Below are 14,860 nucleotides of genomic sequence, written 5' to 3' on the forward strand. Positions count from 1 at the left end.
CGGTAGCAACGAAAGAGCCGCCCATCGGGCGGCTCTTTGCGTTTCTGGCAAGGCTGGATGAGGGCTATCGGCAAGCTCATCCAAGCGCATGCTGCGCACAGGACAACGGGGCATGCCATCACTACGGCAATGGCTGATGTCCGCTGATTCTCCCCTCCAGAAGGCCCGATGCGGACGCCGCCAGCCTGTGGATAAATCTGTGGGGAAGCTATTGACCACAGGTTGACAACCGGCCTTTCCGGTGCCTGTCGCGGCAGTGATGCTGGTTGAACGCAAAGCAACCACTGACTTGATATTTTTAGTCGATATCGCGTAACAGTTTGTTTTTACTAGCCTTTATAAATCAGCACTTGACGGCACTGCGTTGCGCGTTCGAGGCGTCATGATTATCCACAAAATTTTCCTTGAGCGCTTGCCAACTTGTGGACAATGTGTATTTCACCGCTGAAAAAGGCCTCAAGACGCGGCTCGATCAGCGGGTGCCACTCAGCGCTCAATCAGCGGTCTCGCTCAGGACACGCGTCACGCCAGCGCGAACACCGGCCGGCCCCGGCGTGAAAGGAATACGATCGTAGATGCGTCCCTGAGCAGAGACGAGATAGAGCGCGGCACCATGATCGATGGTGTAACCCAGCGCGGAGTCCTGTGCCTCGACACGCCGATAGCTGACGCCATAGCGCCGCGCCACATCGGCGAGTGCCGCCTGACTGCCGGTGATGCCCTGAAAGCGCGGCCCGAAGTGCCCGGTGTATTCGGCCAGCCGGGCAGGCGTGTCGCGCTCGGGGTCCAGCGAGACCATCACCGGCACCACGCGCGCCGCCGCCTGCGGTGGCAGTTCAGACATCACCTGACGCAGCGCCGCCAGCGTCATCGGGCAGACATCCGGGCACTGGGTATAGCCGAAGTAGAGCGCGACGACCGGCGTGGCCTGCGCGTCTGCGGCCTCGCCCATCGTCACCTCCGCGAGCGTGAAGTCACCCTGCTGTGATTCGAGCTGGATGGGGCCGCCCAGACTGGCCCAGGCCTGCATGCCCGCGACTGGCGCCAGATCCCGCTGCGCCTGCTGCCAGGCGACACCGGCACCGATCACGGCCGCCAGGCCGACGGCGCTCAGCAGCCACCAGCGTCTGGCGACGCCCTTGTCCAGCTGATGGCTCTCTTGTCGGCGAGTGCCTGCTTGCCCGTCCTGTGACTTTCGCTCTGCGCCCATCCCTGCCTCCCGGTGCCTTCTGCCTGAAACGACGTCCCTGCCGGCCGGGCTCAGCGCCAGCGGCTAGCTGCCCTGATGCGTCGGGCGGGTATCACTGCGAAACAATTGATCGACCGAGCTTTCGAGCTGCTCTGCCGTGGTGGCCTGCGGGTGGCTATCGAAATCGAACCAGCTGCCCAGTCGGCCACGCTCGGTGGTGACGATCACCTGCGCACGCCACGCCATGGTCGCGCTGCTGCAGAACCCCAGCTGCCCTTCCCCCTGCCAATGCTGGCGCTCGAGGCTCTGGGCATCGGTGGTATTCAGCACGCTGCGCTTCACGCCCATGTCCATGTGGCGGCCGATGAAGTCCACCTCGACCCCCTCCGGTGAGACGCCTTCCGTCATCACGCGAATGCCCAGCGGCGTCAGCGGACTGATATCGCCCTCCAGCGCCAGGGTAATACGCCCGAAGCGGCCCAGCTCGGCAGTACAGGGGGCATGATTGAGCTCGCAGGACTGATTGGGCGCAAACCAGGTCACCTTGCCGTTGCTGCCGTCGCGTACCAGGTAATAGTCGATCAGGTAATACAGCGAGACCACGATGGTGATCAGCGTGACGATGATCAGCAGATTGAGCAGCCGCGGGCGGGCATTGTCTTCTTCTACGCGATACATGGCAGTTCCGGCAACGGTCCGGCAGCGCATCGACAGGCAAGGCGCCCCGAATGGGAAAGAAAGTGACGTGATGGGAATGGTCTGCGCTCAGCCACGACATGACGGCAACGCGTGACCGGCGAACAAGACCTGAGTCCAAGTGCAGCGCTGAGCGAGTCATGACAAGCTTACCAGCCCGCCTCACCGCGGCAGCAGGCGAGACATCATGTCACGCGCACGCCACATCGCTCTCAAGGCATTCGCACTCAGCCCCGACAAGGAGTCAGCATGGCAAGTGTACAGCAGGCGCTCGGCCCCCTCTTCCTGTTGATCCTCGCGGGGGCGCTACTCGGGTGGAAGCGCTTCCCCGGCGAAGGCTTCTGGAGCGAACTGGAACGCCTGATCTATTACGTGCTGTTCCCCGCCATGCTGGTGTCCACGCTGGCGCGTGCCGACATGGCCAGCGTGCCGGTCGTGGCACTGGCCAGCGTGATGCTGGGCGCGATGCTGCTGTTCGCCGCCGCGCTATGGCTGAGCTGGCGTCACGCGCCGGACTGGCTGAGCCGTCATATGGGCGACGCCGCCTCCTTTACCTCGCTCTTCCAGGGCAGCATCCGCTTCAACAGCTATGTCGGCGTGGCCGGGGCAGCAGCGCTGCATGGCAGTGCCGGGGCGACCGTCGCGGCCGTGGCGCTGGCGCTGATGGTGCCTGCCGCCAACCTGCTGTGCGTGATGGCCTTCATCGGGGCAGGCACCCTGGGCGAAGGCGGCCTGATGCGCTCGCTCAAGGCACTGACCCGCAATCCGCTGGTGCTGGCGTGTCTGGCCGGCACGGCGCTCAACCTGAGCGGCATCGGCTTGCCGGGCTGGAGTGGCGACGCCATCAGCCTGCTGGGGCGCGCCGCCTTGCCGCTCGGCCTGGTCGCGGTGGGCGTGGCGCTGCGTCCGCGTGTACTGGTGAGCAGTGGCAGCGTGGCGTGGCTGGCGAGCCTGCTGAAGCTGCTGGCGATGCCGGCACTGGTGGTCGTGCTCTGCCGGTGGTTCGGCCTCGAGGGAGTGGCGCGCGATGTGGCGATTCTGTTCGCGGCGCTGCCCACCGCGACTTCCGCCTATATTCTGGCCCGCCAGCTGGGCGGCAATGCCGAGCTGATGGCGGCGTTGATCACCGCCCAGACGCTGCTGGCGATGCTGACCCTGCCCCTGTGGCTGGCGACCTGAGCTCCTGTCGAGCTGTCGAGCTGTCGACCGCACATCCGAAACGCGACTTGAGCACCCAAAGCATGCGCAGCGCACAACAAAAAGGGCATCCCCAGATGAGGATGCCCAAGACCGTGACTAGCTTGATGAGGAGAAACACCGTAGCGGGGGCCTGACTCCGCCGCTACGGCTGGGCTTGCGCCCTGCGATGTCTGCCCGGACACCGCACAGACAAGATAATCATTCTCATTTGCTTTTGCAAGGCAAATGCGAAGAATTTCTATTTAAGCTTTATCTTGTGCATCCTCGAGCGAGAACACCCTCAGCTCCGCATGCAATTCGACCTCCAACGCCGTCATGGCTTCCGCACGCGCCAGGCCATCACGCTCGGCGCGATACAGATGCGGGGTCATGGTCAGCAGGTCCCGAATCTGCTCATTGCTGGTCAAAGACAGCCCCGCATGCAGATGCTCGACCTCGCCACTGATGGCGAAGCCAGCGGACTCGGCAGCGCTCAGTCCAGCCTCGCCACGCGCGGGCTTCAGCTCGCGATAGAGAATCTTGCGCAACGCCAGCAGATGCTCGCCCCCCGCTTCCAGCAACACGACGTGGCCACCGGGCTTGAGGACTCGTGCGAATTCCTGCCAGACAGGGAAGCCGAAGGCGCAGATGACGACATCCACACACGCATCCTCCAGCGGCAGAGCGGCGTTGGTGCCCACCAGCCAGGCGGCATCACGTGACTGCTTCGCCGCGGCCAGCACCGCGTGCTTGGAGATATCCAGCCCCGCCGCCGACAGCGAGAGATTCTGCTCGCCGGCAGCGCACGCCAGCTGTCGCAGATAGAAGCCTTCGCCGCAGCCGGCATCCAGCACGGCCAGCGGCGCCTGAGACGTCTGGGCCGCCGCCAATGCCAGCACACGGCTGGCCAGGGCCGCCGCCAACGGCTGATAGCCGCCGAGGGCGAACAGGCGCTGACGGGCACTGACCATCGCCTTGCTGTCGCCGGGGTCCAGGCTGCGCTTGCGCTGCACCGGCAGCAGATTGACATGCCCCTGGCGTGCGATATCGAAGCGATGCCCGTCGGCACAGCACCAGCTCTGGCCATCACGTACCAGCGGCTGGGCATCCAGCGGACAGGTCAGGGCCGTCAGGGGGGTCATGGTCGGGCGATCAGCCGAGTCGGCGGTAGGCGTCGTCATGGTCAGCAACTCTCGGGACGAGGAAAGAAAGGGACAGCAAACACGGCAAGCGGCACAGACCGCCACGCAGGCAAATGGCCTTGGCACGCAGAACCGCACCATGGCGATGGGCCTCACACGCAAGCGGCCACCCGAAGGCGGCCGCGATGCAGCGTCATGAAGACGCCGCCACTGCGCACGAGGCGCTGATCAGTCCTGCTTGACGAAGATCAGGTCCCACACGCCGTGGCCGAGACGCTCGCCGCGCTGTTCGAACTTGGTCAGCGGACGGAAGTCCGGACGCGGCACGTAGGGCGCGGTTTCCGCCGGAGCGGTGTTGGCAAAGCCCGGTGCTTCGGCCATCTCTTCCGCCATCGCTTCAGCGTAGTTGGCCCAGTCGGTGGCCATGTGGAAGTGGCCGCCCGGCTTGAGCACGCGACGCACCAGCTCGACGAAGGCCGGCTGAACGATACGACGCTTGTGGTGCTTCTTCTTCGGCCACGGGTCCGGGAAGAACAGCTGGAAGGTGTCGGCGCAACCGGCCGGCACGCAATCCGCCAGCACTTCCAGCGCATCGTGACGATAGACACGCAGGTTGGTCAGGCCCAGCTTGTCGACATCATCCAGCAGCTTGCCGACGCCCGGCGCGTGCACTTCGATGCCGATGAAGTCGGTGTCCGGGTTGGCCTGCGCCTGCTCACACAGTGACTTGCCCATGCCGAAGCCGACTTCGATCACCAGCGGCGCCCGACGCCCGAACAGCGCTTCGAGATCCAGCTCGCCCTGCTCGTGACGCAGGCCAAGGCGCGGGAAGACCTCTTCGAGCCCACGGGTCTGGGCCTGGGTCATGCGGCCACCACGAATCACGTAGCTCTTGATGCCACGCTTGCGGGCGACGGCTTCATCGGCAACGGAAGGGGTCGCTGGCGCGCTTTCGGTCTGCACGCTCTCGGGCTGCGCGCTCTCGTTCTGCACACTCTCTTGCTGCGCATCGTCAGCGGGAGCAGAAGTGGACGTGTCGTCCTGCGGCTTGGAAGTCTCGTCAGTCATGGGGTCGTCTTGGTCTTTGCATGAACGATGCGCGAGCATCGGATTCGAATGTTTCAGGGCTCAGCCGGTGATCAGGCCAGCGCCCGGTGAGGAAGCACGTGCCGTCAGGCGAGTCGGCATGCGGCCGGCCAGGAAGGCGCCACGGCCGGAAATCACGGCCTGACGCATGGCATCTGCCATCAACAGCGGCTGGCGCGCGTGGGCGATGGCGCTGTTCATCAGCACGCCATCACAGCCCAGCTCCATGGCGAAGGCGGCTTCTGACGCCGTACCCAGACCAGCATCGACCAGCACCGGCACATTGGCGCGCTCGATGATCAGCGATAGGGTGTGCGGGTTGAGAATGCCGAGGCCGGAGCCGATCAGCGAGCCCAGCGGCATGATGGCGCAGCAGCCGATTTCCTCGAGCTGGCGCGCGACGATGGGGTCGTCGGAGGTATACACCATCACGTCGAAGCCATCGGCGACCAGCTCTTCAGCGGCCTTGAGCGTCTCGACGATATTGGGATACAGCGTGTCCTGATCGCCCAGCACTTCCAGCTTGACCAGGTTGTGGCCATCCAGCAGTTCACGGGCCAGCTTGCAGGTACGCACCGCGTCACGCGCGTTGTAGCAACCGGCGGTGTTGGGCAGGAAGGTATAGCGATCCGGTGACAGCACGTCGAGCAGGTTCGGCTCGTCAGCGTTCTGACCCAGATTGGTACGGCGGACCGCAAAGGTGACCACTTCCGCGCCGGACGTCTCGATGGCGGAGCGTGTCTCGTCCATGTCCTTGTACTTGCCGGTACCGACCAGCAGGCGCGAGGAGAACTCGCGACCGGCGACGATCAACGGGCTGTCGCCGGCGACCTGGGTGACGGGGGTGTTCAATGTCGGGGCAGAACTGTCTGTCATGATGACCTCATCGAGCTGGACGTGAACGCGCTGAGCGCGAGCGAGTAGTGAAAAGTGTCAATCCTGGAAACAGGACGGATCAGCCACCACCGATGGCATGGACGATCTCGATGCGGTCACCGGCATGCAGACGGGTGTCGGCGTGCGCGCTACGTGGCACGATGTCTTCATTGCGTTCCACTGCCAGTCGGCGGCCCTGGAGACCGAGACTCTCGACCAGAGCGGCAATCGTCGTGTCGTCCGTCACCACGTGGTCTTCACCGTTGAGCTGTATCTGCATGCTGTCCTCCCGCGAAAAGAGGCCGCTATTGTAGCGGCTTTACGTGGACAGGCGTAGGCACATCGTGCCGCGCCACCTGCCCTCAAGGAATTATTGTCTATGCGTCACAACGACTCCCACTCCCGCCACTGGTGGCTGGCCATGGGACTGGCCGGCATGTCCACCGTCGCGCTGGGTGCCTTCGCCAGTCATGGCCTGCGCGGCACCCTGAGCGCGGACATGCTGCGCGTGTTCGAGACCGGCGTACGCTATCAGATGTGGCACGTGCTGGCGGCGGTCGGGGTACTCGCCTGGCGCTCGGTGCAGCCGCTGCGCGGCCAGATGCTGACGCTGGGGCTGTGGGCCGCCGGCATCCTGATGTTCTCGGGGTCGCTGTATGCCCTGGCGACCACGGCGCGCACCCAGCTGGGCATCATCACGCCCATCGGCGGCCTGCTGCTGATCGCCGGCTGGCTGAGCCTGGCCGTCACCGGCTGGCGTCAGCGCGGCAGCGAAGAGAAGGACATCAACAAGCTGTAGCGGACTGGCCCACGGCGTTGCCCATGACCCGCCCGGGGTCAGTCATCGCTGTCCGGCAAGGTATAGGTCGCGGTCACGATGGCGACCGGGTCCGTATCACCGTGGCTGAAAAGCTCGATCTCGCCAACGGCCAGCCGCCGACCCAGCTTGCGGATACGCGCGGTGGCCATCAGATCGCGGTCGCCGCGCGCGCGACGCAGGAAGTGGATGCTGAGATCACTGGTGACGGCCATCGGCTCCGGGCCGATCTCGCCGAGAATCGCGACATACAGGCAGACATCCGCCAGCGCCATCATCGTCGGCCCGGACACACAGCTGCCGGGACGCAGATGCTCGTCCTCGATGGCCAACCCCATGGTCGCCCAGCGATCGCCGACGGCCTCGATGGTGCCCAGACGCTGGGGGAAGACTTCATCGAGGAAATCCTCGATGGCGGCGGCGCTCATCACGGGCATGACATTCTCCTCGACACACTGGGTCCGATCGCGCGGTTACGCGGTTTCTGGGGCAAGGCTAGCGGCAAATGCGGCCTCGGGAAACATGCGCCTGGCAAAATAGTGGCCGGGCAATTCCTGCTAGGCGACAGACGACAACGGCGACCCAGGGTCGCCGTTGTCGTGTTCACTGTTTCCTGTCGTCAGCCGCCCTGCGATCAGCGCGCCTGCTGCTTTTTCTCGAGACGACGGCGATGCAGGACCGGCTCGGTGTAGCCACTCGGCTGCACGCGACCCTGAAAGACCAGCTCGCAGGCGGCCTGGAAGGCGATGGAGCCCTCGAGGTCATCCGTCATCGCCTGATAGCTGGGGTCCGCGGCATTCTGGCGGTCCACCACGCCGGCCATGCGCTCCAGCGTGTCCTGCACCTGAGCGCTGTCGACGATGCCGTGATGCAGCCAGTTGGCGATGTGCTGGCTGGAGATGCGCAGCGTGGCGCGGTCTTCCATCAGGCCGACATCATGGATGTCCGGCACCTTGGAGCAGCCGGTGCCGTGATCGATCCAGCGCACCACGTAGCCGAGAATCCCCTGGGCATTGTTGTCCAGCTCGGCCTGGATTTCCTCGGCACTCCACTGGGGGTCGAGCTCCAGCGGGATGGTCAGCAGGTCATCGAGGCTGGCACGCGGACGGCTGAGCAGATCATGCTGCACGTCCTTCACCGAGACCTGGTGATAGTGCAGCGCATGCAGCACGGCGGCGGTCGGTGACGGCACCCAGGCGGTGTTGGCACCGGCGCGCGGGTGGCCGATCTTCTGCTCGAGCATCGCGGCCATCAGGTCGGGCATGGCCCACATGCCCTTGCCGATCTGGGCGCGACCCCGCAGGCCACATTCCAGGCCGACATCCACGTTCCATTTCTCGTAGGCCTGAATCCAGGCAGCGCCCTTCATGTCGCCCTTGCGCAGCATCGGGCCGGCTTCCATCGAGGTGTGCATCTCGTCACCGGTGCGGTCCAGGAAGCCGGTGTTGATGAAGGCCACGCGGGAACTGGCGGCCGCGATGCAGGCCTTGAGGTTGACGGTGGTGCGGCGCTCCTCATCCATGATGCCCATCTTGAGCGTGGAGTCCGGCAGCCCCAGCAGCTGCTCGACCCGCGCGAACAGCTCATCGGCGAAGGCGACCTCCTCGGGACCATGCATCTTGGGCTTGACGATGTAGACGGAGCCGGTGCGCGAGTTGCAGATGCCGCCGCGGTCCTGCTTGTCGCCCTTGAGGTCGTGCAGCGCGATCAGGCTGGTGAAGATGGCATCCATGATGCCTTCCGGCGCTTCGCTGCCATCCTCGAGCAGGATGGCCGGGTTGGTCATCAGATGACCGACGTTGCGAATCAGCATCAGCGAGCGACCATGCAGCACACGCGTGGTGCCATCGGCGCCGGTGTATTCGCGGTCCGCATTCAGCTTGCGCGTCATGCTGCGGCCATTCTTCTCCAGCGTCTCGGTCAGGTCGCCCTTCATCAGGCCCAGCCAGTTGCGATAGACCGTCACCTTGTCTTCGGCATCGACGGCGGCCACCGAGTCCTCGCAGTCCATGATGGTGGAGAGCGCGGCCTCCATGATCAGGTCACTGACATTGGCGGGATCGGTCTTGCCGATGGGGTGCTCGGCATCGATCACAAGCTCGGCGTGCAGACCGTTGTGGGCGAAGATGATCGCGCTCGGCGCGCTTTCGTCGCCGCGATAACCGAGGAAGCGTTCCGGCGACTTGAGGCTGAGGTCACGTCCTCCGGCACGTACCAGCAGATGACCATCACGAATCGTGTAGCCTTCGCTGTCGTGGTGACTGCCGCCGGCCAGCGGCGCGATGGTATCCAGCACCTGGCGCGCATAGGCGACGACCTTGGCGCCGCGCGCCGGGTTGTAGTCCTTGCCACGCTCGGCTCCATCTTCCTCGCTGATCGCGTCGGTGCCGTAGAGCGCATCATAGAGGGAGCCCCAGCGCGCGTTGGCGGCATTCAGGGCGTAGCGGGCATTCATCACCGGCACCACCAGCTGCGGGCCGGCCTGCTGGCAGATCTCGCTATCCACGAAGGCGGTGCTGGCTTCGACCGTATTCGGCTCCGGCAGCAGATAGCCGATCCTGTGCAGAAACGCCTTGTAGGCCTCGAGGTCTACCTTGCCCGGATGCTCGCGGTGCCAAGCATCGATCTCGCCCTGCAGCTGCTCGCGGGTCGCCAGCAGTTCGCGGTTGCGCGGTGCCAGCTCGTGCAGCAGTGAATCGACACCCGCCCAGAAGGTCTCCGGCGCGATCCCTGTGCCCGGCAGCGCTTCCTGCTCGATGAAGCGGTGAAGGCTGGCGTCGATGGCCAGGCGCTGAAGTTGAATACGGTCGGTCATGCGTTTGCTCTCCCTGAAAACGAATCGCTGGAAACCCTCAACGGCTGACAACACTGCAAGCAGTGGTGTTCAAAAGGATTTTCGCCAGACGGCACTCACTGGCGCGGCGTTTGACGCGACTGCTGAGGCGCGACTGCCCGACCAGCGTGAGCCATCGAGGCGCCGGGCAGGAAGACGCTGTCACCTGCCGGGCGGGGACGAATCCCATCACCATACCCGATGGCGAGGCCGGCGAAAGGACTGCTATGACCAATGAACAAGCTCATGGAGCCCGATTACCCGCCCAGCGTTGATTCCGCGTCGCTGTTGTTGCTCGGCGACAGGCGGGCAAAACAGTGAAGAAACACTGTTCTTTGTGTAGCTCGCAGCCGCGCCAGCCGCTAGCATGGCAGCATTATGGAGATGACCATGCCCGATTTCAGTGAACTGCTCGACCACGGCCCCTTTATCCGCCTGCCTGACATGCTGCCGGGCCAGACGTCCAGTCCACTGGAGCGTTACCTGGGCCATTATGGTCTCGATGCGCTGCGCAGCGAGGACATCGCCGTGCATGCCGGCCACCTGGAGGCCGGGGGCTTTCGCCTGTGGGCCCAGCTGTGGACACCGCGCAAGCCGCGCGGCACCGTCTTCGTGGTCCACGGCTACTTCGATCACCTCGCCCTCTATCGCCATCTGCTGGCGCACCTGCTGCGCAACGGCTGGCAGGTCGCCTTGTGGGACCTGCCGGGCCATGGCCTGTCATCCGGCGAGCCCGCCTCCATCGATGACTTCGGCGACTATGTCGGCTGCCTGCAGGCCTTCCAGGATTACCTGGAAGACCACAGTCTGGCGCCGCACCCGTGGTTCGGCATCGGCCAGAGCACCGGCGGCTCGGTGCTGGCCACCGATGCCCTGATGCGCGGCGATGAATCGCGCTGGCAGGGAATCGCCCTGCTCGCACCGCTGGTGCGGCCGTGGGGCTGGTCGCAGTCACGCTGGCTGCACAGCATGGCGCGTCCCTTCATCGACTCCATTCCGCGCAAGTACCGCGCGAATACCAATGATGTGGCCTTCTACGAGTTTCTCAGCACCAATGATCCGCTGCAGGCCGATCGCCTCGCAGTGAAGTGGGTGACGGCGATGCGGGAGTGGATTCCCCGTCTGCGCGCCCTGCCTCCCTGCTCACTGCCGACCCTGATCCTGCAGGGCGAGCAGGACACCACCGTCGATTGGCAATGGAATCTCGGCGTGTTGGCCAGCAAGTTCCCCAATGCGCGCATCTATCGCCATCCCGAGGCCCAGCACCATCTGGTCAATGAAGCCGAGCCGATTCGTCAGGAGCTGTTTGCCGAGCTGGACGCCTTTCTCGATGCCCTGTCGCAGCGCCCGTCAGACCTGCCGCAGCAGGGGCGCACGGCATGATGGCCATGCATCGCCTGCGCATGCTGGCCGCGACCCTGCTACTCTCCACGCTGGCGGGCTGCATGAGCCTGGACCAGGTGCCGCGTGCCGAACGCGACCCCATCTATGGTCTCGGCCAGAGCGCGGCGCGCCTGATCGCCGAGCAGTCCTGGACACCCCCGCTCGAGCAACAGGTATTGCTGCTCGCGCCGCCCGAGGTGGATGCCACGCTGCAGGCCAACCCGGGCGCGCTGAACGAGGCGCTGACCCGCGCACTGCTGGCGCTCAAGAACGGGCCTCAGGTGCTCAACTGGAGCACTGACCGCCCCGCCGTCGATAGCCGCCAGTGGCGTCTCGAGACCACTCTCGAGGCCAGCGGCGCCGCACTGACCCTGTCGGACCGCACGCTGCAGCCGTACCAGCTGCAGCTGACACTGGTCCGCAGCGCCAGTGCCGAGCGCAATGAGACGCGCACCTTCACCCTGAGCGGCGCCTTCGACCAGGCGGCCCTCGAGTCGCTGGCGCGCAATCACCCCGCGCCCTGAGCAGTGAGCCCTGAGCCCTGCTGCGCCGAGGTCCCCGCCACCCCTGATACACCCTTTATCGTTTTCTGCTTTTCCGGAGCCAACATGACCACCGCCAGTCCCCGTCGCTTTCTTGCCCACCTCTATCAGGATGGGCCGCATAACCCGTTCCCCGGCATCAAGGCGCTGGAACGCAGACTGGGACACGCGCTGCCGTATCAGTATGGCTCCAACGAAGGGCTCGACATGCCGCACCACACGCTGGGCGGCGCGCTGGGCACTGCCCTGGCCGACCTGAGCCGCAGCTATGCCGACGCCGATGCCTGGCAATTGCGCCAGCAACTGGCTGAGCGCCTGGGGGTCGCCTACGAGAACCTGCTGGTCGACGCCGGTGCCGACAGCCTGCTGGCACTGGTGATGCGCGCCACCGTCTGTGCGGGCGAGCGCGTGATCACCAGCGCCGGCACCTATCCGACCCTGGCGTACTTCGCCCGCGGGCTGGGTGCCGAGGTCATCGAGGTGCCCTACAGCGAGAGCTTCGCCACGGCGGATGACGCCTCATCGTCGCGACTGGCACCGGACCTCGCGGCGCTGCTCGCCGCGGCAAGGCAGCATGATGCCCGCGTCGTCTATCTCGCCAACCCCGATAACCCCAGCGGCCACCTGCATTCTGACGCCGATGTGCGCGCCCTGCGCGACGCCCTGCCAGAGAACTGCAGCCTGCTGCTGGATGAGGCCTATCACGACTTCCGCCCGGACGCCGCCCACGCCGACCATGCGCCGATGGCACGCACCTTCCGCCTGCGTACCTTCTCCAAGGCCTATGGGCTGGCGGGCCTGCGTCTCGGCTTCATGATCGCCGAGCCTGACGATGTCGCCATGCTGACCAAGGTGCGGATTCACTTCGCGGTCAGCGCCCCGGCAATGGCGGCAGGTGAGCTGCTGCTGGCTCACCCTGAAGAGGCGGCAGCGCACGTCGCCGGCGTGATCGACTGTCGCGATCGTCTCGCCGAGCATCTGCGCTCGCTGGGCGCGGAAGTGCTGCCCAGCGCGACCAACTTCCTCTGCGTGCGCCTCAAGAGCGCCGAACTGGCAGCGCAGGTGCAGCAGCAATTGATGGCTCAAGGCGTGCTGATCACTCGCTCTCCGCATCCTTCGCTTGGCCACATCCTGCGCATCTCGACACTCGAGGACAGCCTGGTGCCGGGCCGTCTGGCGCGTCTCGAGCAGGCCATCGCCGAAGAGCGCCGTTCATGAACGATTTATCGTGAGGGCCTCGCGATGACGCTGGTCAGCCTCGCGGCCCGTGCCTTGAGCAGCCTCGCCGTGGTGGGTGCGAGCCTCTGGCTGGTGCCCGCACTATGGTTCCGCCTGCCAGGACCGGAAGGGCTGCGCACCACCGTGGCTGCTCTCGCGGCGGTGCTGGGGCTCGTGTGCGTGATTGTCCTGTGGTGGCCGCAGGCCAGCGCGATTCGCTGGCGGCTGATGGGCAGCTACCTGATGCTGCTGGTCGCAAGCCTTGCCTGGTGGTCCAGCATCACGCCACGGGCGGACCGCGACTGGGCACCGGAGGTGGCGCATCTGATCGAGGGGCAGGTGGTCACGCCAGCACGGGACGAGGCATCGCCGGCAAGCGCCAGGGCAGAGGCTGCCACGAAGGGTGAAGTGCTGCATCTCGAGCAGGTACGCAACTTCGTGTGGCACAGTGCCGAGGATTACACGCCGCGCTGGGAAAGCCGCGACTATCCGCTGGAGGAGCTGACCTCGGTGGACCTGCTGACCAGTCACTGGATGGGCCCGCAGATCGCCCACACCCTGGTCAGCTTCGGCTTTGCCGATGGCCGCTACCTGGCCTTCTCGGTGGAGATCCGCAAGGAGCGCAGCGAGCAGTTCTCGACCCTCGGCGGCATGTTCAAGCAGTACGAACTGGCGGTGATCGCCGCCGACGAACGCGACATCATCCGCGTGCGCAGCAACATGCGCGGCGAGCAGGTACACCTCTATCGGGTGCAGATGCCGCGCGAGATGATCCGCGAGCTGTTGCTGGCCTACGTCGACGAAGCCGAGACATTGCGCACTCAGCCACGCTTCTACAACACCGCCACCAGCAACTGCACCACCCTCGTCTACGCGATGATGACGCGCCTGACCGACGGCCTGCCGCTGGACTACCGTCTGCTGCTCTCCGGTTATCTGCCGGAATATGTCGCGGACCAGGACGCCCTGAGTGACGCTGCGCCCTTCGCGGAACTCAAGGCCAGCAGTCTGATCAATCCCGCCGCCATCGCCGCCGATGAGCATCCGGACGGCGACTTCTCACGTCTGATTCGTGAGGGCATTCCCGGCGCGGACAGCCCCTCCTACTGAGCCCGAGCAGGGCTGACATCCTGATCCGCCGGCATCAGGCGCTGCGCTGCTGGGCGCCTGCCCCCGGGCGAGCCGGGTCCCTGCCCATCATGCGGTCCAGCTGGCGATAGCCGATGGCCTCCATCAGCTGCGGCCGCTGCACACCGTCCTGGTCGATCAGATCACTGAGTGTCAGCGCGACACGCAGCACCCGGTGATAGGCGCGCGCCGAGAGATTGAGGCGTGACAGCACACCGGCCAGCCACTGGCGCTCGCCGTCTTCCAGCTGACAGGCGGCTTCCAGCGCGTGGGTATCCAGATGAGCATTCAGGCCGCCGCGTGCCAATTGGCGCGCGCGAGCGGCCAGCACTCGTTCGCGCACGACGGCCGAGGCCTCGCCGGGGGTGGCGGATGTCAGCTCCTCGGCGGGCAGGCCCGGCACCTCGACCTGCAGGTCGATACGGTCCAGCAACGGGCCGGACAGACGCGCCTGATAGCGCTGGATCTGCGCCGGGGTGCAGCTGCAATTGCGGCGGCTGTCGCCGAGGTAGCCGCAGGGGCAGGGGTTCATCGCCGCGACCAGCTGGAAGCGCGCCGGGAAACGGCGTTGATGGCTGGCGCGTGAGATCAGGATACGGCCACTCTCCAGCGGCTCGCGCATCACTTCCAGCACGCCACGGTCGAACTCCGCCAGCTCATCCAGAAACAGCACGCCATGATGCGCCAGCGACACCTCGCCCGGGCGCGGCTTGGAGCCACTGTCATTTTCAGCAATTGATGCGACCCTCAGCGCGTAATATCGGGCTATTA

At 65.4% G+C, this 14,860-nt stretch carries 15 protein-coding genes; 6 read left to right on the forward strand and 9 right to left on the reverse strand.

The annotated features are described in order from the left end of the window. Nucleotides 1-493: 493 nt before the first annotated feature. Nucleotides 494-1,210 (reverse strand): SCO family protein, encoded by a 717-nt coding sequence (locus tag QD208_RS12605; RefSeq protein ID WP_279836986.1) that lies wholly within the window; start codon nt 1,208-1,210, stop codon nt 494-496. 63 nt (nt 1,211-1,273) lie between these two features. Next, complete coding sequence (locus QD208_RS12610) at nt 1,274-1,867, reverse strand: hypothetical protein (RefSeq protein WP_052384509.1); 594 nt, start codon at nt 1,865-1,867, stop codon at nt 1,274-1,276. Nucleotides 1,868-2,134: 267 nt separating this feature from the next. Between QD208_RS12610 and QD208_RS12615 the strand changes: the two genes are divergently transcribed. Beyond that, a complete protein-coding gene (locus QD208_RS12615) occupies nt 2,135-3,064 on the forward strand; it encodes an AEC family transporter (RefSeq protein ID WP_279836987.1) in 930 nt (309 codons plus the stop codon). Nucleotides 3,065-3,327: 263 nt separating this feature from the next. Here QD208_RS12615 and QD208_RS12620 read toward each other — a convergent pair whose 3' ends face one another. From QD208_RS12620 to thiS, 4 genes are all read right to left on the reverse strand, one after another. Beyond that, the gene (locus QD208_RS12620; RefSeq protein WP_279836988.1) at nt 3,328-4,245 is read right to left on the reverse strand and encodes a putative RNA methyltransferase; all 918 of its coding nucleotides are present in this window, start codon (nt 4,243-4,245) and stop codon (nt 3,328-3,330) included. 189 nt (nt 4,246-4,434) lie between these two features. Continuing rightward, a complete protein-coding gene (gene trmB / locus QD208_RS12625) occupies nt 4,435-5,274 on the reverse strand; it encodes a tRNA (guanosine(46)-N7)-methyltransferase TrmB (protein ID WP_082388702.1) in 840 nt (279 codons plus the stop codon). 60 nt (nt 5,275-5,334) lie between these two features. Further along, nucleotides 5,335-6,168 carry a thiazole synthase gene (locus QD208_RS12630; RefSeq protein WP_279836989.1) on the reverse strand — a complete coding sequence of 278 codons (834 nt, stop codon included), beginning with the start codon at nt 6,166-6,168 and terminating at the stop codon, nt 5,335-5,337. 79 nt (nt 6,169-6,247) lie between these two features. Beyond that, nucleotides 6,248-6,448, reverse strand: coding sequence for a sulfur carrier protein ThiS (gene thiS / locus QD208_RS12635; RefSeq protein ID WP_043336981.1), 201 nt, complete (start codon nt 6,446-6,448; stop codon nt 6,248-6,250). A gap of 99 nt (nt 6,449-6,547) precedes the next feature. Between thiS and QD208_RS12640 the strand changes: the two genes are divergently transcribed. Then, nucleotides 6,548-6,967 carry a DUF423 domain-containing protein gene (locus QD208_RS12640; RefSeq protein ID WP_043336980.1) on the forward strand — a complete coding sequence of 140 codons (420 nt, stop codon included), beginning with the start codon at nt 6,548-6,550 and terminating at the stop codon, nt 6,965-6,967. 38 nt (nt 6,968-7,005) lie between these two features. Here the strand turns inward: QD208_RS12640 and QD208_RS12645 are convergent, their stop codons facing one another. Together QD208_RS12645 and QD208_RS12650 are read right to left on the reverse strand one after the other, a co-directional pair. After that, the gene (locus QD208_RS12645; protein ID WP_043336979.1) at nt 7,006-7,422 is read right to left on the reverse strand and encodes a PaaI family thioesterase; all 417 of its coding nucleotides are present in this window, start codon (nt 7,420-7,422) and stop codon (nt 7,006-7,008) included. A 197-nt stretch (nt 7,423-7,619) separates the two neighbouring features. Further along, nucleotides 7,620-9,800, reverse strand: a complete 2,181-nt coding sequence (locus QD208_RS12650; protein WP_279836991.1) for a malate synthase G — start codon at nt 9,798-9,800, stop codon at nt 7,620-7,622. Nucleotides 9,801-10,262: 462 nt separating this feature from the next. Here QD208_RS12650 and QD208_RS12655 point away from each other — a divergent pair, with 462 nt between their 5' ends. The 4 genes from QD208_RS12655 to QD208_RS12670 all read left to right on the forward strand — a co-directional run bounded on the left by QD208_RS12655 (nt 10,263) and on the right by QD208_RS12670 (nt 14,071). Continuing rightward, complete coding sequence (locus QD208_RS12655; protein WP_240548769.1) at nt 10,263-11,201, forward strand: alpha/beta hydrolase; 939 nt, start codon at nt 10,263-10,265, stop codon at nt 11,199-11,201. Then, a complete protein-coding gene (locus QD208_RS12660) occupies nt 11,198-11,725 on the forward strand; it encodes a hypothetical protein (protein ID WP_153635041.1) in 528 nt (175 codons plus the stop codon). The genes QD208_RS12655 and QD208_RS12660 overlap by 4 nt, the downstream gene beginning before the upstream one ends. A gap of 84 nt (nt 11,726-11,809) precedes the next feature. Further along, nucleotides 11,810-12,961, forward strand: a complete 1,152-nt coding sequence (locus QD208_RS12665; RefSeq protein WP_213114154.1) for an aminotransferase class I/II-fold pyridoxal phosphate-dependent enzyme — start codon at nt 11,810-11,812, stop codon at nt 12,959-12,961. Between the two features lie 24 nt (nt 12,962-12,985). Then, entirely contained in the window at nt 12,986-14,071 is a 1,086-nt protein-coding gene (locus QD208_RS12670) for a DUF4105 domain-containing protein (protein WP_279836994.1), read from the forward strand. A 34-nt stretch (nt 14,072-14,105) separates the two neighbouring features. On the opposite strand, the gene QD208_RS12675 is transcribed toward QD208_RS12670, so the two are convergent. After that, nucleotides 14,106-14,860 (reverse strand): ATP-binding protein (locus tag QD208_RS12675; protein ID WP_279836996.1); only part of this gene is annotated, 755 nt, incomplete at its 5' end.

The sequence above is a fragment of the Cobetia sp. 29-18-1 genome, from assembly GCF_029846405.1.
Taxonomy (GTDB): Bacteria; Pseudomonadota; Gammaproteobacteria; order Pseudomonadales; family Halomonadaceae; genus Cobetia; species Cobetia amphilecti.

Coding starts and splice junctions, on each gene's coding strand:
- QD208_RS12660 (WP_153635041.1), top strand. CDS start 11,198: ATGATGGCCATGCATCGCCTGCGCATGCTGGCCGCGACCCTGCTACTC.
- QD208_RS12630 (WP_279836989.1), bottom strand. CDS start 6,168: ATGACAGACAGTTCTGCCCCGACATTGAACACCCCCGTCACCCAGGTC.
- QD208_RS12665 (WP_213114154.1), top strand. CDS start 11,810: ATGACCACCGCCAGTCCCCGTCGCTTTCTTGCCCACCTCTATCAGGAT.
- QD208_RS12610 (WP_052384509.1), bottom strand. CDS start 1,867: ATGTATCGCGTAGAAGAAGACAATGCCCGCCCGCGGCTGCTCAATCTG.
- QD208_RS12650 (WP_279836991.1), bottom strand. CDS start 9,800: ATGACCGACCGTATTCAACTTCAGCGCCTGGCCATCGACGCCAGCCTT.
- thiS (WP_043336981.1), bottom strand. CDS start 6,448: ATGCAGATACAGCTCAACGGTGAAGACCACGTGGTGACGGACGACACG.
- QD208_RS12605 (WP_279836986.1), bottom strand. CDS start 1,210: ATGGGCGCAGAGCGAAAGTCACAGGACGGGCAAGCAGGCACTCGCCGA.
- QD208_RS12670 (WP_279836994.1), top strand. CDS start 12,986: ATGACGCTGGTCAGCCTCGCGGCCCGTGCCTTGAGCAGCCTCGCCGTG.
- QD208_RS12655 (WP_240548769.1), top strand. CDS start 10,263: ATGCTGCCGGGCCAGACGTCCAGTCCACTGGAGCGTTACCTGGGCCAT.
- QD208_RS12620 (WP_279836988.1), bottom strand. CDS start 4,245: ATGACGACGCCTACCGCCGACTCGGCTGATCGCCCGACCATGACCCCC.
- QD208_RS12615 (WP_279836987.1), top strand. CDS start 2,135: ATGGCAAGTGTACAGCAGGCGCTCGGCCCCCTCTTCCTGTTGATCCTC.
- QD208_RS12640 (WP_043336980.1), top strand. CDS start 6,548: ATGCGTCACAACGACTCCCACTCCCGCCACTGGTGGCTGGCCATGGGA.
- QD208_RS12645 (WP_043336979.1), bottom strand. CDS start 7,422: ATGCCCGTGATGAGCGCCGCCGCCATCGAGGATTTCCTCGATGAAGTC.
- trmB (WP_082388702.1), bottom strand. CDS start 5,274: ATGACTGACGAGACTTCCAAGCCGCAGGACGACACGTCCACTTCTGCT.